Annotated in this window: 25 protein-coding genes; 16 read left to right on the top strand and 9 right to left on the bottom strand. The window is 68.5% G+C overall.

Annotation, left to right across the window (positions count from 1 at the left end; translation table 11 throughout):
• Positions 1–41 precede the first annotated feature (41 nt).
• The 3 genes from GH266_RS17205 to GH266_RS17195 form a co-directional block, all read right to left on the bottom strand.
• Positions 42–1472, bottom strand: coding sequence for a dihydrolipoyl dehydrogenase family protein (locus tag GH266_RS17205; RefSeq protein WP_158194918.1), 1431 nt, complete (start codon positions 1470–1472; stop codon positions 42–44).
• A gap of 73 nt (positions 1473–1545) precedes the next feature.
• Complete coding sequence (locus GH266_RS17200) at positions 1546–2394, bottom strand: TVP38/TMEM64 family protein (RefSeq protein WP_342354278.1); 849 nt, start codon at positions 2392–2394, stop codon at positions 1546–1548.
• Positions 2384–3235, bottom strand: a complete 852-nt coding sequence (locus tag GH266_RS17195; RefSeq protein WP_209001476.1) for a DUF547 domain-containing protein — start codon at positions 3233–3235, stop codon at positions 2384–2386. The genes GH266_RS17200 and GH266_RS17195 overlap by 11 nt, the downstream gene beginning before the upstream one ends.
• Before the next feature lie 400 nt (positions 3236–3635).
• On the opposite strand from GH266_RS17195, the gene rpmH reads away from it, so the two are divergent.
• The 9 genes from rpmH to GH266_RS17150 all read left to right on the top strand — a co-directional run bounded on the left by rpmH (position 3636) and on the right by GH266_RS17150 (position 12947).
• Positions 3636–3770 (top strand): 50S ribosomal protein L34, encoded by a 135-nt coding sequence (gene rpmH, locus GH266_RS17190; RefSeq protein ID WP_067220180.1) that lies wholly within the window; start codon positions 3636–3638, stop codon positions 3768–3770.
• Between the two features lie 36 nt (positions 3771–3806).
• On the top strand, positions 3807–4265 hold the full coding sequence (gene rnpA / locus GH266_RS17185) for a ribonuclease P protein component (RefSeq protein WP_244953707.1): 459 nt from the start codon (positions 3807–3809) through the stop codon (positions 4263–4265).
• A gap of 18 nt (positions 4266–4283) precedes the next feature.
• Entirely contained in the window at positions 4284–6152 is a 1869-nt protein-coding gene (gene yidC / locus GH266_RS17180) for a membrane protein insertase YidC (protein ID WP_158194917.1), read from the top strand.
• Positions 6153–6453: 301 nt separating this feature from the next.
• The gene (locus tag GH266_RS17175) at positions 6454–7092 is read left to right on the top strand and encodes a CatB-related O-acetyltransferase (RefSeq protein WP_158194916.1); all 639 of its coding nucleotides are present in this window, start codon (positions 6454–6456) and stop codon (positions 7090–7092) included.
• Between the two features lie 39 nt (positions 7093–7131).
• Positions 7132–7842, top strand: a complete 711-nt coding sequence (gene yihA, locus GH266_RS17170; protein ID WP_425329574.1) for a ribosome biogenesis GTP-binding protein YihA/YsxC — start codon at positions 7132–7134, stop codon at positions 7840–7842.
• 156 nt (positions 7843–7998) lie between these two features.
• On the top strand, positions 7999–10272 hold the full coding sequence (locus GH266_RS17165) for a sensor domain-containing phosphodiesterase (protein ID WP_158194914.1): 2274 nt from the start codon (positions 7999–8001) through the stop codon (positions 10270–10272).
• 111 nt (positions 10273–10383) lie between these two features.
• Positions 10384–11298: an acetylglutamate kinase gene (gene argB, locus GH266_RS17160; protein WP_425329546.1), complete on the top strand. Its 915-nt coding sequence runs from the start codon at positions 10384–10386 to the stop codon at positions 11296–11298.
• A complete protein-coding gene (locus tag GH266_RS17155; RefSeq protein ID WP_158194913.1) occupies positions 11295–12032 on the top strand; it encodes a pyrimidine 5'-nucleotidase in 738 nt (245 codons plus the stop codon). The genes argB and GH266_RS17155 overlap by 4 nt, the downstream gene beginning before the upstream one ends.
• 15 nt (positions 12033–12047) lie before the next feature.
• Positions 12048–12947: a DUF817 domain-containing protein gene (locus GH266_RS17150; RefSeq protein WP_158194912.1), complete on the top strand. Its 900-nt coding sequence runs from the start codon at positions 12048–12050 to the stop codon at positions 12945–12947.
• Here GH266_RS17150 and GH266_RS17145 read toward each other — a convergent pair.
• Positions 12907–13827, bottom strand: a complete 921-nt coding sequence (locus GH266_RS17145) for a LysR family transcriptional regulator (RefSeq protein WP_158194911.1) — start codon at positions 13825–13827, stop codon at positions 12907–12909. The genes GH266_RS17150 and GH266_RS17145 overlap by 41 nt on opposite strands.
• Before the next feature lie 132 nt (positions 13828–13959).
• Between GH266_RS17145 and GH266_RS17140 the strand changes: the two genes are divergently transcribed.
• The 3 genes from GH266_RS17140 (at position 13960) to GH266_RS17130 (ending at position 16834) form a co-directional block, all read left to right on the top strand.
• Positions 13960–15063, top strand: coding sequence for an alkene reductase (locus tag GH266_RS17140; RefSeq protein WP_158194910.1), 1104 nt, complete (start codon positions 13960–13962; stop codon positions 15061–15063).
• Positions 15064–15121: 58 nt separating this feature from the next.
• Positions 15122–16138 carry a zinc-binding alcohol dehydrogenase family protein gene (locus tag GH266_RS17135; RefSeq protein ID WP_158194909.1) on the top strand — a complete coding sequence of 339 codons (1017 nt, stop codon included), beginning with the start codon at positions 15122–15124 and terminating at the stop codon, positions 16136–16138.
• A gap of 171 nt (positions 16139–16309) precedes the next feature.
• Positions 16310–16834, top strand: coding sequence for an alkylphosphonate utilization protein (locus GH266_RS17130; RefSeq protein WP_158194908.1), 525 nt, complete (start codon positions 16310–16312; stop codon positions 16832–16834).
• Between the two features lie 6 nt (positions 16835–16840).
• Here the strand turns inward: GH266_RS17130 and GH266_RS17125 are convergent, their stop codons facing one another.
• Positions 16841–17746 carry an EamA family transporter gene (locus tag GH266_RS17125; RefSeq protein ID WP_158194907.1) on the bottom strand — a complete coding sequence of 302 codons (906 nt, stop codon included), beginning with the start codon at positions 17744–17746 and terminating at the stop codon, positions 16841–16843.
• A gap of 164 nt (positions 17747–17910) precedes the next feature.
• Here GH266_RS17125 and dapD point away from each other — a divergent pair, with 164 nt between their 5' ends.
• On the top strand, positions 17911–18771 hold the full coding sequence (gene dapD / locus GH266_RS17120; protein ID WP_158194906.1) for a 2,3,4,5-tetrahydropyridine-2,6-dicarboxylate N-succinyltransferase: 861 nt from the start codon (positions 17911–17913) through the stop codon (positions 18769–18771).
• Positions 18772–18814: 43 nt separating this feature from the next.
• Here the strand turns inward: dapD and GH266_RS17115 are convergent, their stop codons facing one another.
• Positions 18815–19480, bottom strand: coding sequence for a class I SAM-dependent methyltransferase (locus GH266_RS17115; RefSeq protein WP_199270358.1), 666 nt, complete (start codon positions 19478–19480; stop codon positions 18815–18817).
• 206 nt (positions 19481–19686) lie between these two features.
• Between GH266_RS17115 and GH266_RS17110 the strand changes: the two genes are divergently transcribed.
• From GH266_RS17110 to GH266_RS17100, 3 genes are all read left to right on the top strand, one after another.
• Entirely contained in the window at positions 19687–20115 is a 429-nt protein-coding gene (locus GH266_RS17110) for a DUF805 domain-containing protein (RefSeq protein WP_158194905.1), read from the top strand.
• Positions 20116–20155: 40 nt separating this feature from the next.
• Entirely contained in the window at positions 20156–21334 is a 1179-nt protein-coding gene (gene dapE / locus GH266_RS17105) for a succinyl-diaminopimelate desuccinylase (RefSeq protein ID WP_425329573.1), read from the top strand.
• 139 nt (positions 21335–21473) lie between these two features.
• On the top strand, positions 21474–22376 hold the full coding sequence (locus GH266_RS17100; protein WP_158194903.1) for a DUF2189 domain-containing protein: 903 nt from the start codon (positions 21474–21476) through the stop codon (positions 22374–22376).
• Here the strand turns inward: GH266_RS17100 and truA are convergent.
• From truA to fmt, 3 genes are all read right to left on the bottom strand, one after another.
• Positions 22304–23146, bottom strand: a complete 843-nt coding sequence (gene truA, locus GH266_RS17095) for a tRNA pseudouridine(38-40) synthase TruA (RefSeq protein WP_158194902.1) — start codon at positions 23144–23146, stop codon at positions 22304–22306. The genes GH266_RS17100 and truA overlap by 73 nt on opposite strands.
• A gap of 34 nt (positions 23147–23180) precedes the next feature.
• A complete protein-coding gene (locus GH266_RS17090; RefSeq protein WP_158194901.1) occupies positions 23181–23708 on the bottom strand; it encodes a GNAT family N-acetyltransferase in 528 nt (175 codons plus the stop codon).
• Positions 23709–23811: 103 nt separating this feature from the next.
• Positions 23812–24747 (bottom strand): methionyl-tRNA formyltransferase, encoded by a 936-nt coding sequence (gene fmt / locus GH266_RS17085; protein ID WP_158196268.1) that lies wholly within the window; start codon positions 24745–24747, stop codon positions 23812–23814.
• Positions 24748–24774: the final 27 nt, after the last annotated feature.

Raw genomic sequence — 24774 nt, 5'->3', positions numbered from 1 at the left:
CCCGTTTGTCGGCGCAAGGCCCGCCAGGCCGCCCCTCCGCCTCAGCCGAACCGGGCGAGGAAGCGGATGAGGCGGCGAATCCACGGGTTGCGCGCACTGTCAGCATAATAGGAAATCGCCGCGCGGCGAACCGCTTCCGATAGGGAAGGATAAGGAGAGACGAAACCGGCGAGATCGCGCACGCTCAGCTTGCGGGCAACGACCAGCGACAGGAGGTTGGTGATCTCGCCCGCCTGCGCCCCGACGACGCTCGCCCCGAGGATGCGCCCGCCGCGCCCGGCGACCAGCCGCACCAGCCCGTCCGTGCGCGCTTCCGCCTGCGCCCGGTCGTTGCCGGCGAAGGCCGCCTCCAGCACCCGCACCCGCGCCGTTCCGAAGCGGGTCCGTGCCTCGTCCGGGTCAAGGCCGACATGGCCGATCTGCGGATCGGTGAAGGTCACGCGTGGGATGATCTCGCGGTTTTCCTTCGCCGGCAGGCGGAACAGCAGCGCCCGGATGACCACACCTGCGTGGTAGCCCGCGACATGGGTGAACTGCAGGCCGCCGGCGACATCGCCGATGGCATAGACCCGGCGGTTGGTGCTGCGCAGGTCCGGCCCCACGGTGATGCCGCGCCGGTCGAAGGCGACGCCCGCCTCCTCCAGGCCAAGCCCCTCGACATTAGCCCTGCGGCCGGCCGCCAGCAGCAGATGCGTGCCTTCGATCTCGCGCGCCGTGTCGCCCTCTCCGACGGTCAGCCGGATGGCGCCGGGCGTGCCGGACACGGCAGTGACGCTCGCGCCCTCGATCAGCTCGATCCCCTCGGCCCGCAGCCGCTGCAGCACGATGGCGGCCAGTTCCGGATCCTCGCGCGGCATGGCGCGGGCCGCCTCGACGACGGTGACGCGGGCACCGAGCCGGCGATGGGCCTGCGCCAGCTCCAGGCCGATCGGCCCGCCGCCGATCACCAGGAGATGCTGCGGGCATTCGCGCAGGGTGAAGATCGTCTCGTTGGTGTGCCAGGGCACGGTGTCGAGGCCGGGGATCGGCGGCACCAGAGGCGAGGAGCCGGTGGCGACGACGAAGCGGCGGGCGCGGATCTCCGTGTCGCCAGCCACCACCGTGGCGGGGTCGCGGAAGCGCGCCGGCGCGCGGATCACCGTGACGCCCAGCCCTTCGAAACGCTCCTGCGAATCATGCGGGGCAATGGCGGCGATGACCTTGCGGACATGGTCGTTGACCGCGGCGAAGTCGACATCGATGCGCGGCACGGTGACGCCGAAGCGCTCCGCCTCCTGCGCGTGGCGCGCTGCCTTGCCGGCGGCGATCAGCGCCTTGGACGGCACGCAGCCATAGTTCAGGCAGTCGCCGCCCATTTCTCCCTTTTCGATCAGCACGGTGTCGACGCCGAAGGCGGCAGCGGCCGCCGCGACGGAGAGCCCGCCGCTGCCGGCGCCAATGACGCAGATATCGGGAGTGAGACTACGGGACATCGGGTGATCCCTTGCAACAGGAGAGGAAACGGAAACCGGGCGGGCGATCGAGCGAAAACGACACGTCCTCGCGTCAGGTGCCGGGCGGCTTGCGGCCGCGCCATTTTCTCACCGCGACGGGAATGAGCGCGACCAGCCCCAGCGCGGCAAAGGCCAGCAGCAGCTGCGGCGTCACCAGCGCGGAAAGCTCGATGCGGCAGGTGCCGGCCGCCGCGCAGCCGGGCGAGGCCGCCTCCTGCGCCGCGATCACGCTGTCGAGCCCGGCGCCGATGAAGGCATAGGCATAGGTGCCCGGCAGGATGCCGACGAAGGTCGCGACCAGATAGGGCCTCAGCCGCATGCCGAAGGCCGCCGGGGCGACATTGACCAGCCAGAACGGAAAGACCGGGGCAAGGCGCAGGAACAGGAGATAGTGGAACGCGTCCTCGCGAAACCCTTCCGCGAGGCGCGACAGGAACGGCCCGGCCCGTGCCGCCAGCGTCTCGCCGAGCGACATGCGCGCGGCAAGGAAGATCAGCCCGGCGCCGATCGTCGCGGCGAAGGCGACCACCGTGCCGCCGAGCGCCCAGCCGAAGAGGAAGCCGCCGAGCACGGTCAGCAGCGAGGCGCCGGGAAAGGACAGCGCCACCGCCGCCACATAGACGGCGGCAAAGCCGGCAAGGGCGAGCCACAGGTTGTCCGAGACGATCCCGGCGAGCTCCGTGCGGCGGCGGATCAGTTCGGAGAGGCTCAGGTGCTCGTGCAGGCCGAAGGCATAGCCGAGCGCCATGGCCGCCAGGATGACCGCCAGCGGCAGGAACCGGCGCACAGAGGAGCGGCGCGGAGCCGGCCCGCTCGCCTTCCCTGTCCGGCCCTCGCCGCTGTCCATCAGCCCGTCTCCCCCATCCTGCCCGACCGCAGCCTGCTTTCCTTCAGCGCGCATCGTTCAGCCTCCAGTCGTAGTCGTAACCGATAACCGGCGGGTTAGCGTCGAGCCTTGCGGCAAGGCCGGCATCCGCATGGCTGCGCCAGTGGCGGCGCAACTCGCGCTCGCTGCCGAAATCCTCGTCGAACCAGCTGTAGATCCGCGACACGCGCAAGCCCCCCTCGCCCGCCTCCACCCCGCGCGGGTGGTTGATGAAGGCCCGCGCTCCCTCGTCCAGCATCCGCTCCAGGTCGCCGGCGCGATAGGCGCGCCGTGCAAGGTTGGGGCAGCCGATGGAGGCGCAGTTGACGGCATAATGCACCCGCGGCTCGCGCCAGCGCTTTCGCAGGATCTCGTGCTCGATGTCGTCGAGCGACAGGTCCCGTCCCTCCACGCGCACCAGTTCCTTGCGCCAGGGACCGCGGGAGAAGAATCCTCCGCCTAGATCGATGTCGCGGATCGAGGCGACGGGATAATGGGCGAGCACCACCTGCAGCGTGACCGCATTGTAGAGATTGACCCAGTAGGCGAAGGCCGCCTCGCGCGGCAGGCGTGAGGCGGCGACACCGGCCAGGCTTTCGATATAGCGACCCAGCGCGGCGCGTCCCTCCTCGCGAAAGCGGGCGTAGCGCACCCGGTTGAGCCCGTCGCCGCCAGCGACCACGTAGCGCTGCAGCAGCTCGGTGAAGGCCTCGTGCGAGGGTGCGGCCGCCTCGGCACGGCGCGTGCCGGCAAGGGCCGCAGCACCGATCCCGGCGATCACCATGCGGCGCGACAGGGGGCGGGGAGACAGGGGCGCGGCGCCCGCATCGTTCGCAGCGTCCGCCTGCGTCTTCCCGATCCTTCGCCTCCACGCCATCGCGCTCTCCCCTCGGCCTTGCTGTCGTTCTAACGCCGATATGGGGGCAAGAGGTCGCAGAATCGGTTGCTCTCACCGGGAAGTGAACCTGCAGGCAGGGCGCGTGAGGGCCGCGTGAGGCGATCATGAGCCGGGCACGAACCCGATTGTGCCGCCGACGAAGCGGAAACTTCGCGCAAAGAGGGGAAAACCTGCGCTTCCTGCGCTGTCCAGACGCAGCTCTTGTCGTTGACTTCATCCGGTTCGGCCCGTATAAGCCCGGCAATCGGGTCGTGCTGACTTACGCGGCGCCCACGACGCCTCCGTGCGAACGGTCTTGAGGACCTTGGCCGGCGGGGGTCGACCACCAGAAAATTCGATAACCAGGGCCGCGCGCCCCTCAGCGCGCGGGAAGAAGACAATGAAGCGCACCTATCAGCCGAGCCGCCTCGTCCGCAAGCGCCGCCACGGCTTCCGCAGCCGCATGGCCACGAAGAACGGCCGCCAGGTTCTCGCCCGCCGCCGCGCCAAGGGCCGCAAGCGGCTGAGCGCGTAAAGCAGGCCTCGGCGGGCGGGCAAAGGAGTCGTTTCGGTGATCCAGCCCCCGCCGCGCACGACATTGCCGACGCTGAAGAAGCGCGCCGAGTTTCTGGCCGTCGCCAAGGGCGGCCGGACCTCTCGGCGTGCTTTTGTCATGCAGGCCGCCGCCAGCGAGGACGGCCCGCGCGTCGGCTACACGGTCACAAAGAAGACCGGCAACGCGGTGGAGCGCAATCGCATCCGCCGCCGTTTTCGTGCGGCCGTGCGCGCCGCCGCCGAGCAGGCGCGCGGCGAGGTCGACTATGTTCTGGTCGGCCGGCGCGGAGCCTTGTCCGTCGGGTTCGGCGACCTGGTGCGGGAGATCGGGCAGTGCCTGGCCCGCGCACCGCTTTCGGGCGGAGATGCGGCCCGGCCGCGCCACCGCAAGCGCCCCGCCCCCGGACATCCCGAACAGCGCCCAGAACAGCACCGTGGCGGCAGCGACCGCCGCAGCGAAACTTCCAGCGAATAACGAAGGTGAACGCCGACAATGGCCGAAAACCGTAACACGATCCTGGCTATCGTCCTGTCGCTGATCGTCCTGCTGGGCTGGCAGTATTTCGTCGCCCAGCCGCAGCTCGACAGGCAGCGCGAGCTTGCCCAGCAGCAGGCGGCCCAGAGCGAGCAGGCCACGGCCGACGGAACCCCGGCCCCGCAGACCCCCGGCGCGGCTCCCGCCGCCGGCCAGGGCGGCGCGAGCGTTCCCGGCAGCACCGGCCCGGCCGCCACGGGGCTGACCCGCGAGCAGGCGCTTGAGGCCGGTTCGCGCGTTGCCATCGACACTCCGCGCGTCGGCGGCTCGATCAATCTGGTCGGCGGCCGCATCGACGATATCCGCCTGAAGGACTATCGCGAGACCGTCGATCCCGACAGCCCGACCATCGTGTTGTTCTCGCCCAAGGGCGCGCCCAATCCCTACTATGCCGACTTCGGCCTCACCGCCGATCCGGGCGCCTCGGTCGCCCTGCCGGACGCCGCCACCGTGTGGCAGGCTCCCGAGGGCGCGAAGCTGACGCCGCAGACCCCGGTGACGCTGACCTTCGACAATGGCGCGGGCCTCGTCTTCGAGCGGGTCATCTCCATCGATGCGGACTACATGTTCACCGTCGAGCAGCGCGTGCGCAACGAGGGCGCCGAGGCGGTGCAGGTCTATCCCTACGGCATGATCGTGCGCAACGGCACGCCGCCGACCGCCGGCTTCTACATTCTCCATGAAGGCCTGATCGGCGTGTTCGGCGATGCCGGCCTCTCGGAAGTCGACTACGACGACCTGCAGGAAAGCGGCCGCATCCGTCCGGCCGCCGTCAACCAGGGCTGGCTCGGCATCACCGACAAGTACTGGGCGGCCGCGCTCGTTCCCACGGGCGACGGCGATTTCCAGCCGCAGTTCTCCTATGCCCAGGCGACCGACAATTTCCAGGCCGACTATCTGGGCGCGGCCGTGCGCGTCGAGCCGGGCGCGACGGCGAGTGCCACCACGCGCCTGTTCGCCGGCGCCAAGGAGACGGCCAAGCTCGACGCCTACGAGGAGAACCTCGGCATCAAGCAGTTCGAGCTGCTGATCGACTGGGGCTGGTTCTACTTCCTGACCAAGCCGCTGTTCTTCTTCATCGACTACCTGTTCCGCCTGGTCGGCAACTTCGGCGTGGCGATCCTCCTGGTGACCGTCGTCATCAAGGCGATCTTCTTCCCGCTTGCCAACAAGTCCTACGTCTCCATGAGCAAGATGAAGCTCGTGCAGCCGCAGATGGTCGAGATCCGCGACCGCTACAAGGACGACAAGCAGAAGCAGCAGCAGGCCCTGATGGAGCTGTACAAGAAGGAGAAGATCAACCCGCTCGCCGGCTGTCTGCCGGTGCTGGTCCAGATCCCGGTCTTCTTCGCGCTCTACAAGGTGCTGTTCGTCACCATCGAGATGCGGCACGCGCCTTTCTTCGGCTGGATCCAGGACCTGTCGGCGCCCGATCCGACCTCGCTGTTCAACCTGTTCGGCCTGATCCCCTGGGATCCGCCGCAGATGCTGATGCTCGGCATCTGGCCGCTGATCATGGGCGTCACCATGTTCGTCCAGATGAAGATGAATCCGGCCCCGCCGGACCCGACCCAGCAGATGATCTTCACCTGGATGCCGGTCCTGTTCACCTTCATGCTGGCCTCGTTCCCGGCCGGTCTGGTGATCTACTGGGCCTGGAACAACTCACTGTCGATCACCCAGCAGTGGATCATCATGCGCCGTCAGGGCGTCAAGGTGGAGCTCTGGGACAATCTGCGAGGCTCCTTCAGCCGAAAGAAGGCGGAAGAGCCGGCGGAAAAGCCCGCGGCGGACAAGGCCAAGGCCGACAAGCCCAAGGCGAAGTAAGCCGCCGTCCGACATCGCGAAACGCACAGTGTGGCCCCGGAGCAACCCTCCGGGGCCTTTTTTCGTGCCCTCCCCTTCCCGGGGTTGCGGGCGGGCCGAAGGCAACCCATTAAAGCGAGGTCAATTCGGGGAGAGGGCCGATGAACAGGATCGCCTGAAGATGGCGCGAGCGGTGGCTGCAACGACGGCCGCCCCGCGCCCGGACATTGCCGAGACGCTCTACCGGGTCCTCATCTTCCAGGACCGGCGGGATGCGGTGCAGGCACCATGCGATACCTGATCTGACCCCGGAGACATTCCCATGCACGGACCGAACCCGCGCACGCGCCATCCCCTGTCCGGGGAGGCCCACACCGTCTTTCTCAATACGGTGATCACCCGTCCGACCATCCAGGTCGGCGACTACACCTACTATCACGACGAGGACCATGCGGCGGAGTTCGAGACCCGCAACGTGCTCTACCACTTCGATTTCATCGGCGACCGGCTGGTGATCGGCCGCTTCTGCGCGCTGGCCACCGGCGCCCGTTTCGTCATGAACGGCGCCAACCACCCCATGCACGGCTTCTCGACCTATCCCTTCGCGATCTTCGGCGAGGGCTGGTCGGACAGCTTCGACATGGCGGAGCTGGGCGTCGGCTATCGCGGCGACACCATCGTCGGCAACGACGTGTGGATCGGCCGCGAGGCGATGATCCTCCCCGGCGTGACGATCTGCGACGGGGCGGTGATCGGGGCCGGTGCGGTGGTCGCCTCGGACGTGCCCCCTTACGCCATCGCCGTCGGCAATCCGGCGCGCATCATCCGCCTGCGCTTTCCAGAGGAGGTGATCGAGCGGCTGCTCGCGCTCGCCTGGTGGGACTGGCCGGCGGACAAGATCTCCCGGAATCTCGACGCGATCCGCGGCGCGGACCTCGACAAGCTGGAGCGGGCCGTCTAGAGCATCGGACCGGGCAGCATATTGTTGCCCGGTCCGCGCATCCAGCGCCGCCACCGCACGCAAGCCGAGACAGACGCCGCCATGAGCCAGCCGGACGACCGCTCCGACGCAGACAGTCCCCACAGCCCGGAGGACATCGAGGCCGGCCGCCTGCTGTTCCGCCGCCCCTGGGCCTTCGTCACCAGCGTCGCGCATCTGGAGCAGCTGCCGCCCGAAGGCGAGATCGAGGTCGCCTTCGCCGGGCGCTCGAATGTCGGCAAGTCGAGCCTGATCAACGCCATCACCGGCGTCAACGGGCTGGCGCGTACGTCCAACACGCCCGGCCGCACGCAGATGCTCAACTTCTTCGCCGCGCCGGAAAGCGCGGTGACCCTGGTCGACATGCCCGGCTACGGCTATGCCCAGGCGCCGAAGTCGCTGGTCGATGCCTGGACGGAGCTGGTCTTCACCTACCTGCAGGGCCGCGCAAGGCTGCGCCGCGTCTTCGTGCTGATCGACAGCCGGCACGGGCTGAAGGCGAACGACCTGGAGGTGATGGGCCTGCTCGACAAGGCCGCGGTCAACTACCAGGTGGTGCTGACCAAGATCGACAAGATCAAGCCGGGGCAGCTGAAGCGGGTCGAGGACGACACGGCCGAAAAGATCCGCAAGCGCCCCGCAGCGCATCCGCAGATCATCGTCACCTCCTCCGAAAAATCGACCGGCCTTGCCGAAATCCGGGCAGAAATCCTCAAGCTTTCCGCAGGCTGAGAAGGCGAGCTGCAGACGGCTCTTGCCGACCTGCGAAAAATAGGGATGCTGTTGCCCCGTTGCGGGGGCAGCATCGACAGGGGTTGCGAATCCTTCCATTTTTAACGCTGCGTAAAGTTACATACGCTATGCCTGCGGAATCGAGGGGACAACCGCATGCAAGTCGAACGCGGGCAAGTCGAACGCGAGAATGGCACGGACGCGACGGCGACACGACGGCCCGGCGATGCCCGGCTGCGCGCCGAGATCGCCAGCTTGCAGCTCGTCGGCCATTCACCCGATCCGGCGCTGGACGAGATCGTCCGCCTCGCCGCCCGCATCACCCGCTGCCGCAAGGCCTTCGTCACCTTCGTGCATGACGCCGAAGTCTTCGTTCTGGCCGGCACGGGGAGCGATGCGACGCAGGTTCCGGCCGCCACCTCGGTCTGCGGCGTCGCCTACATGGCCGACCAGCCGCTCATCGTTCCCGACCTGACCGCCGATCCGCGCTTCAAGCACTTTCCCTATGTCGAGATGGAAGGCGGCAACCGCTTTTACGCCGGCTGTCCCGTGCGGCTGGAAAACGGCTTTCCCATCGGCACGCTCTGCGTCATCGACGACAGGATCCGTCCGCAAGGGCTGAGCGACGACGAGCTGGCCAGCCTCGTTCATCTCACCGACCTCACCGTGCGCCTGCTGGAGGGCCGCCGGCGCGATGCGCGCTTCTCCAACTATCTGGAGATCGCCTCCGACTGGATCTGGGAGCAGGACGCCGAGTTCCGCTTCACCTATCTCTCGCCCAGCGCCGACCGGTATCTGCTCCAGGTGGAGAAGTTCATCGGCAAGACCCGCTGGGAGGCCCCGTCCGGCAATGGCGAGTGCCCCGAGTTCTGGGCCGAGCACCGCCGGATGCTGGAGGCCCACCTGCCCTTCCGCGATGTGCGCTTCCGCTGCCACCGGGACGGCAAGGAGCGGTTCCACTCGATCAGCGGCCGCCCGGTCTTCGGCGCCGACGGATCCTTTCTCGGCTATCGCGGCACGGCGCGCGACATCACCGACATCGAGATGGTCAACCGGGAGCTGGAGCATCTCGCCCGCCACGATCCGTTGACCGGGCTCGCCAACCGCGCAACCTTCGAGACGCGCGTCACCGATGCCTTCCGCCGCTGGCAGGAGACCGGCGAGGAAGCGACGCTGTTCCTGCTCGACCTCGACCATTTCAAGCTGGTCAACGACACGTTCGGCCATTCCAGCGGCGACCGGCTGCTGATGGAGACGGCGCAGCGCCTGCGCGCCCATGCCGGGCCGCAGGCGACCGTTGCCCGGCTCGGCGGCGACGAATTCGCCATTCTCGAGCCCTCGCTCGCCCGCGACGGGGCGATCGCCGAATATGCCGCCGGCCTTGCCCAGGCCATCTCCGTCCCGGTCGCGGGAACGGACGAGCACGAGGGCGTGGAATGCGGCTGCAGCATGGGCATTGCCGTGCTGCCGGACCATGGCGGCTCGTTCAGCCAGTTGATGGGCAATGCGGACCTTGCCCTTTACGAGGCCAAGACCAAGGGCCGCGGGCGCTTCATGGTGTTCGACGCGCCCATGCGGCGCGAGGCGGACGAGCGCAACACGCTGGCGCGCGAGCTCGTCGAGGCGGTCGAGCAGCAGCAGTTCCACCTGCTCTACCAGCCGGTGGTGCGCATCGCCGACGAGGCCGTCATCGGCGCCGAGGCCCTGATGCGCTGGAACCACCCCACCCGCGGCACGCTGCCGCCCGGCGCCTTCATCGCCGCGCTCGACGGCAGCCGCCAGGCGGCCGATGTCGGCTACTGGGTGCTGGAGGAGGCCTGCCGCACCGCCCGCCCCTGGGCGCTGACCGCGCCGCACGGCTTCCGCCTGTCGGTCAACCTGTTCTCCGGTCAGCTGCGCGATCCGCGGCTGGTCAACCGGGTCCGCTCGATCCTGGAGCGCACCGGCTTCGACGGGCGCAATCTCGACCTGGAGGTCACGGAGAACATCCTGCTGGCGCCGGGCGGCGATCTCGCCGAAACGCTGCAGAAGCTGAAGCTGCTCGGCGTCGCCATCGTGCTCGACGATTTCGGCACCGGCTACGGCTCGCTGAACCACCTGCTGCAGTTCCCCATCGACCGGATCAAGGTCGACCGGCAGTTCGTGCGCGGGCTCGGCGAGAAGGTCGACTACAACACCGTCACCCATGCGGTGGTGAAGCTGGCCGTCGATCTCGGGCTGAAGGTGACGGCGGAAGGCATCGAGACCGAGGAACAGAAGAGCTTCCTCGCGCTGATCGGCTGCAACGACCTGCAGGGCTTCCATTTCTCCCGCCCCGTCGCCGCCGAGCGCATCGCCGACCTGGTCGGCGCGGCGCAGGCGCCGGCCTCGGCAATGCAGGCCGCGGCGGTTGCCGCCGCCTCCTCGGGGCTCAAGGCGAGCGTCGCCTGACCGTATTCCCACCTCTTTCGCGCCGCCCGTCCTTGCCGGGCCGCAATTGAGCCCATATCCGAAAGCAGCTATAGACCTTCGTCGATGCGCGGATGCTCGTCCGCCGTCCTCATGTCCAGCCGAGGTGCCACTGCGTCCATGACCGAAACCGCCCCGATCAACCCCGCCAAGATCATCTCCACCGCCCTGCCGCACATGCTGCGCTACGACGACCAGGTCGTGGTGGTGAAATACGGCGGCCACGCCATGGGCGATCCGGCCCTCGGCAATGCCTTCGCCCGCGACATCACCCTGCTGCGCCTTGCCGGCGTGCTGCCGGTGGTGGTGCATGGCGGCGGCCCGCAGATCGGCACGATGCTCGACCGGCTCGGCATCAAGAGTGAGTTCCGCAACGGCCTGCGCGTCACCGACAAGGCGACGGTCGAGATCGTCGAGATGGTTCTCGCCGGCTCGATCAACAAGGAGATCGTCCACCTGATCAATGCCGAGGGCGGCAAGGCGGTCGGCCTGTGCGGCAAGGACGGCAACATGGTCACGGCCGAGAAGCTGCAGCGGCGGGTGCGCGATCCCAATTCGGCGATCGAGCAGATCCTCGACCTCGGCTTCGTCGGCGAGCCGGCGGAGGTCAATCCGACCGTGCTGCGCCTGGTCATGAAGGAAGAGCTGATCCCGGTGGTCGCCCCCGTCGCCCCCGGCATCGACGGCGAGACCTACAACATCAATGCGGACACCTTCGCCGGCGCCATCGCCGGCGCGCTCGATGCCAAGCGGCTGCTGTTCCTCACGGACGTTCCGGGCGTGCTCGACGCCAACGGCAAGCTGATCAAGGAGCTCACCGTCTCGCAGGCCCGTGCGCTGATCGAGGACGGCACGATCTCCGGCGGCATGATCCCGAAGGTCGAGACCTGCATCGAGGCGCTGGAGCGCGGCGTCGAGGGCGTCGTCATCCTCAACGGCAAGGTGCCGCACGCGGTTCTGCTGGAACTGTTCACCGACCAGGGCGCCGGGACCTTGCTGCGCCCATGACCGTCAGCGAACGCGAAGGCCGCCACGCGCACGAGCAGGACCTGCGGGTCTTCACGGGCGTGGAGGCCTGGGTCTTCGACCTGGACAACACGCTCTATCCGCCGAGCTCCGATCTGTTCTCGCAGATCGATGCGCGCATCTCCGACTATATCGCGCGTCACCTCGGGCTGGCGGCGGACGAGGCGCGGGCGAAGCAGAAGGCGTTCTACCGCGACTACGGCACCACCTTGCGCGGGCTGATGATCGAGCACCAGATCGAGCCGGACGCCTTCCTGGAATATGTCCACGACATCGACTATTCGCCGGTGCAGCCCAATCCGCAGCTGGGCCAGGCGATCGCGCGGCTCCCGGGCAGGAAGTACATCTTCACCAACGGCGACCGGCCGCATGCGGAGCGCACCGCGGCCCGGCTCGGCATTTCCGAGCATTTCGACGACATCTTCGACATCGTCGCCGCCGGCCTGCTGCCCAAGCCGAACCTGGAGACCTACAACCGGTTCCTGGAAAAGACCGGCGTCTCGCCGGCGCGGGCCGCCATGTTCGAGGATCTCGCCCGCAACCTGCAGGTGCCGCACAAGCTGGGGATGCGCTCGGTGCTCCTGGTGCCCGAGGGCACGCGCGACGTCTTCCGCGAGGAGTGGGAGATGGAGGGGCAGAACGCCCCCCATGTCGACTTCGTCACCGACGACCTGACCGGCTTCCTCAACGCGGTGCATGGGGCGATGCGCGCCTGAGCGCGGAGACGGGCGATGCGACTTGATCTCGTGCGCCGGCTCGCGCGGCCGGCCAATGCGGCCTCCCGCACGGAGCGGGCCCTGCACCGGACGCTCCCTTTCGTCTACCGGCGCCTCGGCGGCGGCGTGCTGGCGCGCGCTGCAGTCGAGTTCCTCGCCTTCGGCGTCAAGCAGGCCTATGCCTGCATCTATGGCGCGCTGCTGCTGGCGCTGATCCTCGCCACCCGCTTCTGGTATCCGGACGGGGCCGCGCTGGCGCGCTACGACTTTCTCTTCCTCGCCGCGCTGGCGATCCAGGTCTGGCTGCTGGCCGCCCGGTTCGAGACCCTCGACGAGGCCAAGGTCATCCTGATCTTCCACGTCGTCGGCACGGCGATGGAAGTGTTCAAGACGGCGGCCGGCTCCTGGGTCTATCCGGAGGAGAGCTTCTTCCGCATCGAGGGCGTGCCGCTGTTTTCCGGTTTCATGTATGCGGCGGTCGGCAGCTATCTCGCGCGCGTGTCGCGGATCTTCGACTTCGCCTATTCGCACTATCCGCCGCTGTGGACCACCTGGCTGTTCGCGCTGGCGATCTATGTGAACTTCTTCACCCACCACTACACGATCGACATCCGGCTCGGCCTGTTCGCCGCCCTGTTCCTGCTCTACGGGCGGACCTGGGTGCACTATTCGGTCTATCGCTACCGCCACCGCATGCCCCTGGTGCTCGGCTTCTTCCTGGTCGCGCTGTTCATCTGGCTGGCGGAAAATATCGGCACCTTCGCCCGCGCCTGGCGCTATCCCGACCAGGCCGACGGCTGGACGCTGGTCTCGCTCGCCAAGCTGAACGCCTGGGTGCTTTTGATGATCATCTCCTTCGTGCTGGTGTCGCTGGTCAACCGCCCACGCCGGGAGCCTGCGGCCGCGGATCGGTAAACACCGACAAGTCGCTCGCCAGCCGGTCGATCAGCACGCGCACCCGGCGCGGCTGCACCGTGCCTTGCGGATAGACGATCTGCAGCGCCGTGCCGCCGGCCGCATAGCCTTCCAGCAGTTCCACCAGCGCCCCGCTCGCCAGGTCCTCGTCGACGTCGCGGATCGACTTCAGCGCGATCCCCCGCCCCTGCCGGCACCATTCCCGCACGAGGCCGCCGTCATTGGCGACGCGCCGGCCGCCTACCACGATCCTGCGGACCTCGCCGTCGATGAAGAACGGCCATTCCCGGTCGAGATTGCCGCCGAAGCGCATCAGGATGCAGTCGTGCCGGGCGAGATCCTGCGGATGCTCCGGCGCCCCGTGCGCCGCCAGATAGGCGGGCGAGGCGCAGACCGCTCGCCGGTTACCGCCGAGCGAGCGCGCGCGCAGCGTGCTGTCGGCGAGCGTGCCATGGCGCACCGCCAGGTCGATCCCCCGGCCGACGAGATCGACATAACCGTCGGTCAGGTCGAGATCGACGCTCACGTCCGGATGTTCCTCGAGAAACGCGTCGAGGATCGGCACGATACGCCGGCGGCCGAGATCCTCCGGTGCGCTCATGCGGATCGGGCCGGAAATCCGCTCCGCCCCGTGGCGGATGCGGTCCTGCAGTTCCTCCGCCTCGGCCAGCAACCGCCGCGCGCCCTCCACCAGCACCGCCCCCTCGTCGGTCAGGGCGATCCGCCGCGTGGTGCGCAGCAGCAGCGTCGCGCCGTATTGCCGCTCCAGCGAAGCCAGCCGCTCGGAGACGGTGGCCGGCGACAGGCCCAGATCGCGGCCGCCGGCGGCAAGGCCGCCCTTTTCGACGATCCTCAGGAACAATGCCAGGTTGTCGAGCATATTTCTTCGGCCTTCCCGAATTATAATTTCGGAAGCTAGCCGATTATCCGAAATCCCCGCAAGGACTAGATCCGGGACGAACCCTGCGGGACCTTCCCGCATCCTTTCCCGACGTCCAGGAGACACCTTGCCGTGACATCCAACCTGTTCGATCCCCTGACCCTCGGCGAGCTGTCGCTGCCGCACCGCATCGCCCTGGCGCCGATGACCCGCGCCCGCACCACCCAGCCCGGCAACGTGCCGAATGCGATGATGGCCGACTACTACGCCCAGCGCGCCGGCGCGGCGCTGATCGTCAGCGAGGCCACCCAGATCTCGCCCCAAGGCCAGGGCTATTCCTTCACCCCCGGCATCCACTCTCCCGAGCAGATCGCCGGCTGGCGGCTGGTGACCGATGCCGTCCATGCGGCTGGCGGGCGCATCTTCCTGCAGCTCTGGCATGTCGGGCGGATGAGCCACGCGATCTTCCATGCCGACGGCAAGCCGGTCGCCCCGTCCGCGCTGGCGCCCGATGCGAAGGTCTGGATCGTCGATCCGGCCACCGGCGAGGCCGGCATGCCCGAGAGCCCGGTGCCGCGGGCGCTGGAGAGCGACGAGATCGCCGGCATCGTCGCCGACTATGCGCGCGCTGCGGAAAACGCGGTGGCCGCCGGCTTCGACGGCGTCGAGATCCACGGTGCCAACGGCTACCTGATCGACCAGTTCCTGCGGCGCTCGTCGAACCTGCGCACCGACCGCTACGGCGGCTCGCAGCAGAACCGCATCCGCTTCCTCGTCGAGGTCGCGGAGGCTGTGGCCGGCGCCATCGGCCCTGCCCGCACCGGTCTTCGCCTGTCGCCGGTCATCACCCAGCGCGGCATGGCCGACGACGAGATCATGCCGACCATGCTGATGGCCGCGCGCGAGATCGACCGGATCGGCCTTGCCTATGTCCATCTGGCGGAGGCAGACTGGGACGATGCGCCCGAGACGCCGGACAGCTTCCGCATCGCGCTGCGCGAGGCCTATTCGGGCCGCATCGTCGTCGCCGGCCGCTACGACCTGGCCCGCGCGCAGGCGATCCTTGCCGCCGGCCATGCCGATCTCGTCGGCTTCGGCCGCCCGTTCATCGCCAATCCCGACCTGCCGCGGCGCTTGCGCGAGAACCTGCCGCTGGCGCAGTTCGACCCGGCCACGCTGTTCGGCGGCGATGCGCAGGGCTACTCGACCTATCCGGCCTGGAGTGCTGCGGCCTGACCGGCTCCGCACCCGACACCAGACACCCGAATTCCCCAGACACGCCATGAGGACCTGCATGAAAGCCGTCGGCTTCACCCGCTATCTGCCCATCGACGATCCGCAGTCGCTGATCGATCTCGACCTGCCCAAGCCCGCGCCGCAGGGGCGCGACATTCTCGTCGCCGTGCGCGCCGTTGCCGTCAATCCCGTCGACACCAAGGTGCGCTCGCCCAAGGACAAGGTGGAAGACGCCCCGCGCGTCATCGGCTACGACGCCAGCGGCGTGGTCGAGGCGGTCGGCCCCGACGTCACGCTGTTCCGCCCCGGCGACGAGGTCTACTACGCCGGTGACATCACCCGTCCCGGCACGAACCAGGAGTTCCATCTGGTGGACGAGCGCATCGTCGGCCGCAAGCCGTCGAGCCTGTCCTTCGCCGAGGCGGCGGCCCTGCCGCTCACCACCATCACCGCCTACGAATCCCTGTTCCACCGGCTGCGCATCGACCGGGACGGGGCGGATGCGGGGCGGTCGATCCTGATCATCGGCGGGGCCGGCGGCGTCGGCTCCATCGGCATCCAGCTGGCCAAGCGCGCCGGGCTGACGGTGATCGCCACCGCCTCGCGCCCGGAAACCGTCGCATGGGTGCGCGAGCTCGGCGCGGACCATGTCGTCAGCCACCGCGAGCCGCTGGTGCCGCAGGTGCGGGCGCTCGGGATCGAGCGTGTCGACCATGTGGCGATCTTCAACGACATGCGTCACTGGCTTGATGCGGTCGAGCTGATCCGGCCGCAGGGCTCCATCGTCACCATCGACGACACGCATCTGCCCATGCCGATGGAGCAGATGAAGACCAAGGCGGCGAGCCTGCACTGGGAGCTGATGTTCACCCGCGCGATGTTCACAACGCCCGACATGATCGAGCAGCACCGGCTGCTGGATTTCGTCGCCGGAGAAATCGACGCGGGCCGGCTGCGCACCACGCTCGCCGAAACGCTCTCGCCGATCAACGCCGGCACCCTGCGCGAGGCGCACCGGCGCATCGAGACGGGCACGGCGCGCGGCAAGATCGTCGTGGAAGGGTTCGCCGGCTAGCCCGGAACGGACGGGCCGGTTGCCGGATTTGCCGGCGCCGGCCGCGAAGTCCTGATGAACGGGAAACGCTGAACCTGAAAAAGTGTCGCTGCTCGTGCGGCTGGACGCGGAGGCGCCGGTGGCCTATGCCACCCGTGACCTCACTTCCATGCTCCGCCGACAGGACATCCCATGACATCTTGTGCCCTTTGCAATGCCGAAGGCGCCTCCGCCTTTGCCGTGTCCCCGCGCGAGGACAGCGTGCCGCTGTGCCCCGTCTGCCGGGCGGGCGTCGAGGAAGGACCGCAGGACGGGCCGCACTGGCGGTGTCTCACCGAGGCGATCTGGAGCCCCGAGCCGGCGGTGCAGGTCCTCGCCTGGCGCCTGCTGAAGGGCCTGCCGGAAGCGCCCTGGGCGCGCGAGGCGCTGGAGATCGCCTGGCTGGAGCCGGAGGTTCTGGCCTGGGCCGAGGAAGGCAGCGGCGCTTCGAGCGGCGAGGACGCCATCGTCCATGTCGACTGCAACGGCACGGTGCTGGCGTCCGGCGACACCGTCACGTTGATCAAGGACCTGCCGGTCAAGGGCGCGGGCTTCACCGCCAAGCGCGGCACGGCGGTGCGCAAGATCGCCCTCGTCCCCGACAATGCCAACCATCTGGAAGGCAAGGTCGAGGGCCAGCGGATCGTCATCCTCTGCCAGTTCGTGAAGAAGGCCTGAGCGCCCTCAGGTGCCCAGCAGCAGCAGCACGATGCCGCCGGCGATCAGCACCGTGCCGACGATTTCGCCCGGCTGCAGCTTCTCGCGGAAGAACCACCACGAGACGATGAAGGTGAAGATCAGCTCCACCTGCCCGAGCGCGCGCACATAGGCGACCTTTTCCAGCGTCATGGCGGTGAACCAGCCGGCCGAGCCGGCAACGCCGACCAGCCCCACCCAGACGGCGCCGCGCCAATGGGTCAGGCTGGCGCGCAGCTGGTCCGGCTCGCGCAGGGCCATCCAGGCGACCATGGCCAGCGTCTGGAATGCGGTGACGAAGGCCAGCGTGAAGCCGGCCTGCATCAGGAAGCCGGGACCGCCCAGCGCCAGCGAGGCGGCGCGGTAGCACACGGCCGAGATGCCGAACATCGCCGCCGAGGCAAGGCCGATCTGCGCCGGACGCCCGGTCAGGGCCGTCAGCAGCGCGCCCGCGCTCACCGGCTTTCCGGCCAGCGACACGAAGATCACCCCGACCACGCCGACGGCGATGGCGACGCCGGCCAGCGGCGTGATCGTCTCGCCCAGCAGCACCAGGCCGAAGATCGCCGCCTGCACCGGCTCGGTCTTGGAATAGGCCGTGCCGGCGACGAAGTTCCGCAGCGAGAACAGGTAGACCAGCAGGAAGGTCGCAAGGATCTGCGCGATGCCGCCGATCATGCCGAAGATCGCGAAGGAGACGTTCGGCTCCGGCAGCGGCATGCCGCCGACGAAATGCAGCCCGGCAAGGTAGAGCAGCGCGAAGGGAACGCCGTAGCCGAAGCGCACGAAGGTGGCGCCGGTCGTGCCGAGCCGCGCCGTGAAGTGGCGTTGCAGGGCGGATCGGGCGTTCTGGCAGAAGGCGGCGAAAACCGTGATGGGGATCCACAAGTCCATGCGCTGCCACATACAGGAACCAGCCTGCGCGCGACAGGCAAAAATGCGAAGGCACAGGCCCGACCCGCAGGCGTCCCGGCCTTGACTTCGCGCGGGAGCGGCGCTTAGGTCCGCGCGACGAATTCAGACGCTTTCCCAGGCACATTTTCCGGAGACACGCGCGCATGACCACTGCCAACACCGACAAGGCGAAGCTCGCCGCCATCATCGACGCCGCCTTCGAGGACCGCGACACGATCAACGCCCAGACCACGGGCGAAGTGCGCGAGGCGGTGAACGCTGCGCTCGATCTGATGGACCGCGGTCATGCGCGGGTGGCGGAAAAGGCCGAGGCCGGCGACTGGGCCGTGAACCAGTGGCTGAAGAAGGCGGTGCTGCTGTCCTTCCGCCTCAACCCGATGGAGATCATCAAGGGCGGTCCGGGCGATGCCACCTGGTGGGACAAGGTGCCGTCCAAGTTCGACGGCTGGCGCGGCGTCGACTTCGAGGAAGCGGGCTTTCGCGCGGTGCCGGGCGCCATCGTCCGCCGCTCGGCCCATATCGCCAAGAACGTTGTCCTGATGCCGTCCTTCGTCAATCTCGGCGCCCATGTCGGCGAAGGCACCATGGTCGACACCTGGGCGACCGTCGGCTCCTGCGCCCAGATCGGCCGCAACGTCCACCTGTCGGGCGGCGTCGGCATCGGCGGCGTGCTCGAGCCGCTTCAGGCCGGCCCGGTGATCATCGAGGACAATTGCTTCATCGGCGCCCGCTCGGAAGTCGTCGAGGGCTGCATCGTCCGCGAGGGCGCGGTGCTCGGCATGGGCGTGTTCATCGGCCAGTCGACCAAGATCGTCGACCGCGCCACCGGCGAGGTGTTCTACGGCGAGGTGCCGGCCTATTCGGTGGTGGTCGCCGGCACCATGCCGGGCAAGCCGCTGCCCAGCGGCGAGCCGGGCCCGAGCCTTTACTGCGCGGTGATCGTCAAGCGCGTCGACGAGAAGACCCGCTCCAAGACCTCGATCAACGAGTTGCTGCGCGCCTGATCGCGGCCATGACCGCAGCTGGCTTTCGCGTGTCGCCGCGCCGTCAGGAGACGGCGTGGCGGACCGCCATCAGCGACTTCGGCAGGCCGATGAACCGTTCGGTCACCAGCTCGGAGTCCGGGAAGAGATAGCGCATCTGCCGGCCGTCCAGCAGGCGCGCATCCTCCAGCGACACCATCGCCTCGTCGAGATTGGCCGCACGCGGGTAGAAGCCCGTGCGCATGGCCAAGTGGATCCGGTAGACCAGCGGATCGGGCAGCCAGTGCAGCAGCGGGAAGCGCGCATGCGGCTCGATCGGGAACCAGAAGCTCGGCGTCTGGATCATGTGGCTCGGTGCCAGCCGCCGCGCCTCGCGGGCGAAGGCCGACTTGTTGGCCCAGCTGCCGACATGCTCGATCACCGAATTGGAAAAGGCGACGTCGAAGGAATTGTCCGCATGCTCGGGCAGGTCGCAGGCGCTGCCATGCACCAGCTCGATCGGCAGGCTGCCGTCCGTCCCCGCCGTGAAGCCGAGATTGATGCAGGTGATGGTGACGCCGTCGAAATTCATCTCGTCGCGCCACACGTGCCAGAATTCCGGCGTGCCGCCGAGATCGACGATGCGGCAACGGCCCTTCGCCGCGACATGATCGGCGACCATCGCCTTGAGGCGCTGGACCCGTCGCTTGCGGAAGACATTGCTGGAGGAGGCGGGCGAAAGGCTGAACACGGATACTCTCCCGGCGGTTGTGGCGTCGTCGGCGGTGCGGGCAGGCGTCCGACCACGGTCTTTTGCGTAGCAGCATTCCCATAACCGCCGATTAACGGGCGGGCAAAACGCCGCGCGGGGCGGGACAATCCGGGCAAGCGGCTTGATTGTCTCTCGCCGGCGGCCTACTTCGGAGGCAGCAGACAGTGTCCCGTCCAGGAAGTTCCATGTCGCAGCCGCAAGCATATCCGGGCCCGCTGGGGCCGTTCTGGCTGTTCTTCAGCCCGATCGGGCGCGTCTCGCGCGAGCCTTACATGCTGGCGCTCGGCTTCCTGTGGGCGGTCTTCGCGATCCCCGTCAGCCTCTGGGTCCAGACCCTGGAAATCCCCGGCGACCAGACCGCAGTGGTGTCGATGGAGGATTTCGTCAACTCGCATCCGCTGCTGCCCTACATGCTGTTCGCCAGCCACTGGGTGGTTCTCGCGCTCGCCATCAAGCGGCTGCAGGACCGAAACCTCTCCGGCTTCCTCGCCGTGCTGATCTTCGTGCCGGTGATCAATTTCTTCTTCGTCATCGGCCTCGGCCTGATGCCCGGCGAGCCCGGCCCCAATGCCTATGGCCCGCGCCCCAACAGCCGCTGGGCGAAACCGTCCTGACGCCCGTCTTTTCGTTCCTGCCCTTCCATCCGAAAGCCGCCTGCCCGTGACCCACCAGCCCCTTTCCCCCGCCGCCACCCTTGCCCGCGACCTGCTCCGCTGTCCGTCCGTGACGCCGGCCGAGGGCGGGGCGCTCGCGCTGCTGGACGAGCGGCTGAAGGCGGCCGGCTTCACGGTCGAGCGCATGGTGTTCTCGGACCACGGCACGCCGGACGTGGAGAACCTCTTCGCCACCATCGGCACGCGGGGTCCGAACCTTGCCTTTGCCGGCCATACGGACGTGGTGCCGGCGGGCGATGCGGGCGCCTGGCGGCACGGCCCGTTCGACGGCACGGTCGAGGACGGCATCCTGCACGGGCGCGGCGCGGTCGACATGAAGGGCGGCATCGCCGCCTTCGCTGCCGCCGCCATCGCCTATGTCGCGGAGAAGGGCGAGGACTTGCCGGGGCGCATCTCCTTCCTGATCACCGGCGACGAGGAAGGCCCGGCGATCAACGGCACGGTCAAGCTGCTGGAATGGGCGGCAGAGCGCGGCCACCGGTTCGACGCCTGCATCGTCGGCGAGCCGACCAATCCCGACCATCTCGGCGATGCGATCAAGGTCGGCCGGCGCGGCTCGCTGTCGGGCATCGTCACGGTCACCGGCGTGCAGGGCCATGTCGCCTATCCGCATCTGGCGAAGAACCCGGTCTCCGACATGCTGGTGCTGCTCGCCCGCCTCGACGCTCTCGTGCTCGATGCCGGCAACGAGCGCTTCCAGCCGTCGAACCTGGAGATCACCACCGTCGATGTCGGCAACACCGCCTTCAACGTCATCCCGCGCAAGGCGGTCGCCAATTTCAACATCCGCTTCAACGACACCTGGTCGGTGGACAGCCTGAAGGCGCATCTGCGTGCCGAGCTTGCCGGCGTCGAAGGGCTCACCTGCGACTGGCAGCTCGATTTCACCAGCGATTCCAGCGACAGTTTCCTCACCCACGATGCGGAGCTGATCGACGCGCTGGCGGATGCGGTCGAGGCGGAGACCGGCCGCCGGCCGGAGCTGTCGACGGGCGGCGGCACCTCGGATGCCCGCTTCATCAAGAATTACTGCCCGGTGGTCGAGTTCGGTCTCGTCGGCCAGACCATGCACCAGGTCGACGAGCGCGTGCCGCTCGCCGAGCTCGACGGCCTGACCGCCATCTATCGCCGCTTCCTCGACAGCTATTTCGCCGGCTAACAGGCGGACTTGCCCCCCGCCCGGATCCGGGCGCCCGCCTTGCACGTATCTTTGCGAAGATGACGGGCGGCGGCATTCTTGTTTCAGTAAAGCTGCTTGTTGCAGTATCGGGAAACAAGAGCGTCAGGGGAGGCAGGCAATGACGGGCGAACACGGCAGCAGCGCGAGCGAGGGGCAGCCCGTGCGGCGGCCCGATCCGACGCGGGTCAACGCCATCGGCTTCGACGCCATCGTCGACGCGCTCGGCGCGGGCATGCGCGACTTCCGCAAGGCGCCGCGCTTCGGCCTGTTCTTCGGCGCCGTCTATGCCCTTGGCGGCATCTTGGTGCTGCTCACCGCCTCCGCCCTGCACATGAGCTATCTCAGCTATCCGCTGGCCATCGGCTTCGGGCTGATCGGCCCGTTCATCGCCGTCGGCCTCTACGAGGTCAGCCGCCGGCTGGAGACGGGCGAGCCGCTCGACTGGCCGGGCGTCCTCGGCGTCGTCTGGGCGCAGCGCAAGCGCGAGATCGCCTGGATGGCCTTCGTCGTGCTCTTCGTCCAGATCATGTGGATGTATCAGGTGCGGCTGCTGCTCGCCCTGTTCCTCGGCTTCAAATCGTTCTCGTCCTTCGGCGCCTTCGTCGAGGTGGTGGTGACGACGCCCGAAGGCCTGATGTTCCTGGTCATCGGCAATGCCATCGGCGCGGTGCTGTCGGTCATCCTGTTCTCGCTGACCGTCGTGTCCTTCCCGATGCTGCTCGACCGGGACGTCGACTTCATCACCGCGATGATCACCAGCGTGCGCGCGGTCGTCACCAGCCCGAAGCCGATGATCGGCTGGGCGCTGGTCGTCACCGCAACGCTGATCGTGTCGATGCTGCCGCTGTTCGCCGGGCTGCTCGTCGCCCTGCCGGTGCTCGGCCACACCACCTGGCATCTCTATCGCAAGCTGGTGCCGCCCGCCCCGCAGGAGGACGAGGCCGGCCTTCAGTCGCCCGAGACCACGTCCCCGACCGCCTCGTCGTCCTCATCCGCCCCGGCGGCAAGCCCGGCGCGATAGGCGGCGAGCGAGGCCGCATCCTCTTCCGCCGGGCGATAGTCGACCTGCGTCAGATACAGCCCGTCGGGCGGCGCCACCGGGCCGCAGGCCTCGCGGCTCCGCGCCGCCAGCGCCTTTGCGACATCCTCCGGCCCCCAGCGCCCTTCGCCGACCAGCCGCAGCGTGCCGACCATCGAGCGCACCTGGTTGTGCAGGAAGGAACGCGAAGAACATTCGGCGATGATGCTCTCGCCCTCCCGGCGCACGCTGAAGGTCTCCAGCGTCTTCCAAGGGCTCTTCGCCTGGCAGCGCGAATGGCGGAAGGTGGTGAAGTCGTGATGGCCGACGAAGACCTGCGCGGCCTCGTGCATCGCTTCTGCGTCCAGCGGCTTCTTCACGTGCCAGGCCAGCCCCAGATCGTGGGTCAGCGGCGCCAGCCGGTTGGCGATGCGATAGCGGTAGTGGCGGCGGATCGCAGAGAACCGCGCATCGAACCCCTCATGCATTTTCTCGCATGCGAGGATCGCCACCGGATCGGGCAGGCAGTGGAAGTTGAGCGCGCCGAGCACGGTTGCCGCCGGCCAGTCCTTCTCCAGATCGAGATGCGCGACCTGCCCGGTCGCATGCACGCCGGAATCGGTGCGCCCCGCCCCGCCGATGGTCACCGTCTCGCCGGAAAACGCCTTCACCGCCCGCTCGATCACACCCTGCACGGACGGACCGTTGTCCTGCCGCTGCCAGCCCACGAAAGGGCGGCCGTCATAGTCGACTGTCAGCTTGTATCGGGGCATGGAACGGGATCGGCTCGCCGGTTGTCGCGCGGGGTTACTCGAAGGCCTCGAAGGGCGTGGCGAAGGTGACCTCGATCGGCAGGGCCGCACGGGCGGCCTCGCTCAGCGCCAGCGCCTGGAAGGCAGGTCCCGCATAGGGGCCGGCGACCTTTTTCGCAAGCTCCGGATCGAAGCCGAAGCGCGGGTAATAGCCGGGATGGCCCAGCACCAGGACGAGATCCTCGCCGCCCTCGCGCAGGGCTGCGATCCCGGCGCGGATCAGCGCCGAGCCGATGCCGCCGCGCTGGCGGTCGGGACTGACGGAAATCGGCGCCAGGCAGGAGATGGCAAGGCGGTGGCCGGCGCCCGACCCGGTCACCCGCGAAAAGGCGATATGGCCGACGACGCGCCCGTCCCGGTCGACCGCGACCTGCTCCAGCACCAGCGCGCCGCAGGAGCGCAGCTCGTCGACCAGCCGCGCCTCGGCCTCGTCGCCGAAGGCCGTGGCGATGACCATCGAGATATCGGCCTCGTCGGCAGGGGTGGCAGGGCGGATCTCGGGTTCAAGCGCGGGATGGGTCATCGTCTGGGATCCGTTTGGCGATTTGGCACCGGCGGCTGCCGGGTTTGCTGGCGGGCATCATAGCCTGCCGCGCGTCCGCTTGGCGATGGATGGACAGGCAGGGTCAAGACAGGCGCGCACCAGGGCTGAGCTGCGCCCCGCGCTGGAACTCGGCCGCCGGCATCGGCTTCTTGCCCGCGCGCTGCAGCTGCACCAGACGCACCGCACCGCTGCCGCAAGCGACCAGCAACTCGTCGCCGGCGGACAGCAGCGTGCCCGGCTCGCCCGTGGCGCTTTCGTCCAGCGTGCTGCGCAGCACCTTCACCCGCTCGGAGCGCCCGGCGATCTCCACCTCGCACCAGGCCCCTGGAAAGGGCGAGAGCCCGCGCACATGGTCGTGCACCTCGCGGGCCGGCCGGGTCCAGTCGATGCGGGTCTCGGCCTTGTCGATCTTGCGGGCGTAGGTGACGCCCTCCTCCACTTGCGGCGTCGGCACCAGGGCGCCGCGCGGCAGGGCGGCAAGCGCGCGCACCATCAGGTCGGCGCCCAGCACCGACAGGCGGTCGTGCAGCTCGCCGGCCGTCATGTCCTGCCCGATCGCCAGCTTCTCGGCCATGTAGACCGGCCCGGTGTCGAGCCCGGCTTCCATGCGCATCACTTCGACGCCGGTTTCCGTGTCGCCGGCCATGATCGCCCGGTTGATCGGCGCCGCGCCGCGCCAGCGCGGCAGCAGCGAGGCATGCAGGTTGAGGCAGCCATGCACCGGAATGTCGAGCACCGCGCGCGGCAGCAGCAACCCGTAGGCGACGACGACGGCCGCGTCGGGCGCGAGCTCGGCAAGGGCGGCGCGCTCCTCCTCGCTCTTCAGCGACTGCGGGCAGCGCACCGGAATGCCCAGCGTCTCCGCCGCCTGGTGCACCGCCGACTTGCGCTCTTCCATGCCCCGGCCCGCTTTTCGCGGCGGCTGGGTGTAGCAGGCGACGACATCGTGACCCTGGCCGACGATCTCCATCAAGGTCGGAACGGAAAACTCCGGCGTTCCCATGAAGACGATGCGCAAGGTCATGATTTCTCCTTCGAAGGGTCG

Origin of the sequence: Stappia indica (genome assembly GCF_009789575.1) — a bacterium.
In the GTDB taxonomy this organism is placed as follows: Bacteria; Pseudomonadota; Alphaproteobacteria; order Rhizobiales; family Stappiaceae; genus Stappia; species Stappia indica_A.
This window is presented reverse-complemented; position numbering and strand designations above follow the sequence as displayed.

What these genes read in the sequence shown, in the direction of transcription:
- GH266_RS17165 (WP_158194914.1), top strand. Translation starts at nt 7,999, where the DNA reads ATGCAAGTCGAACGCGGGCAAGTCGAACGCGAGAATGGCACGGACGCG.
- GH266_RS17195 (WP_209001476.1), bottom strand. Translation starts at nt 3,235, where the DNA reads ATGGCGTGGAGGCGAAGGATCGGGAAGACGCAGGCGGACGCTGCGAAC.
- truA (WP_158194902.1), bottom strand. Translation starts at nt 23,146, where the DNA reads ATGCCCCGATACAAGCTGACAGTCGACTATGACGGCCGCCCTTTCGTG.
- GH266_RS17200 (WP_342354278.1), bottom strand. Translation starts at nt 2,394, where the DNA reads ATGCGCGCTGAAGGAAAGCAGGCTGCGGTCGGGCAGGATGGGGGAGAC.
- GH266_RS17110 (WP_158194905.1), top strand. Translation starts at nt 19,687, where the DNA reads ATGTCGCAGCCGCAAGCATATCCGGGCCCGCTGGGGCCGTTCTGGCTG.
- GH266_RS17155 (WP_158194913.1), top strand. Translation starts at nt 11,295, where the DNA reads ATGACCGTCAGCGAACGCGAAGGCCGCCACGCGCACGAGCAGGACCTG.
- GH266_RS17125 (WP_158194907.1), bottom strand. Translation starts at nt 17,746, where the DNA reads ATGGACTTGTGGATCCCCATCACGGTTTTCGCCGCCTTCTGCCAGAAC.
- dapD (WP_158194906.1), top strand. Translation starts at nt 17,911, where the DNA reads ATGACCACTGCCAACACCGACAAGGCGAAGCTCGCCGCCATCATCGAC.
- GH266_RS17205 (WP_158194918.1), bottom strand. Translation starts at nt 1,472, where the DNA reads ATGTCCCGTAGTCTCACTCCCGATATCTGCGTCATTGGCGCCGGCAGC.
- GH266_RS17150 (WP_158194912.1), top strand. Translation starts at nt 12,048, where the DNA reads ATGCGACTTGATCTCGTGCGCCGGCTCGCGCGGCCGGCCAATGCGGCC.
- GH266_RS17090 (WP_158194901.1), bottom strand. Translation starts at nt 23,708, where the DNA reads ATGACCCATCCCGCGCTTGAACCCGAGATCCGCCCTGCCACCCCTGCC.
- GH266_RS17130 (WP_158194908.1), top strand. Translation starts at nt 16,310, where the DNA reads ATGACATCTTGTGCCCTTTGCAATGCCGAAGGCGCCTCCGCCTTTGCC.
- GH266_RS17135 (WP_158194909.1), top strand. Translation starts at nt 15,122, where the DNA reads ATGAAAGCCGTCGGCTTCACCCGCTATCTGCCCATCGACGATCCGCAG.
- GH266_RS17145 (WP_158194911.1), bottom strand. Translation starts at nt 13,827, where the DNA reads ATGCTCGACAACCTGGCATTGTTCCTGAGGATCGTCGAAAAGGGCGGC.
- GH266_RS17100 (WP_158194903.1), top strand. Translation starts at nt 21,474, where the DNA reads ATGACGGGCGAACACGGCAGCAGCGCGAGCGAGGGGCAGCCCGTGCGG.
- rpmH (WP_067220180.1), top strand. Translation starts at nt 3,636, where the DNA reads ATGAAGCGCACCTATCAGCCGAGCCGCCTCGTCCGCAAGCGCCGCCAC.
- yidC (WP_158194917.1), top strand. Translation starts at nt 4,284, where the DNA reads ATGGCCGAAAACCGTAACACGATCCTGGCTATCGTCCTGTCGCTGATC.
- GH266_RS17175 (WP_158194916.1), top strand. Translation starts at nt 6,454, where the DNA reads ATGCACGGACCGAACCCGCGCACGCGCCATCCCCTGTCCGGGGAGGCC.
- argB (WP_425329546.1), top strand. Translation starts at nt 10,384, where the DNA reads ATGTCCAGCCGAGGTGCCACTGCGTCCATGACCGAAACCGCCCCGATC.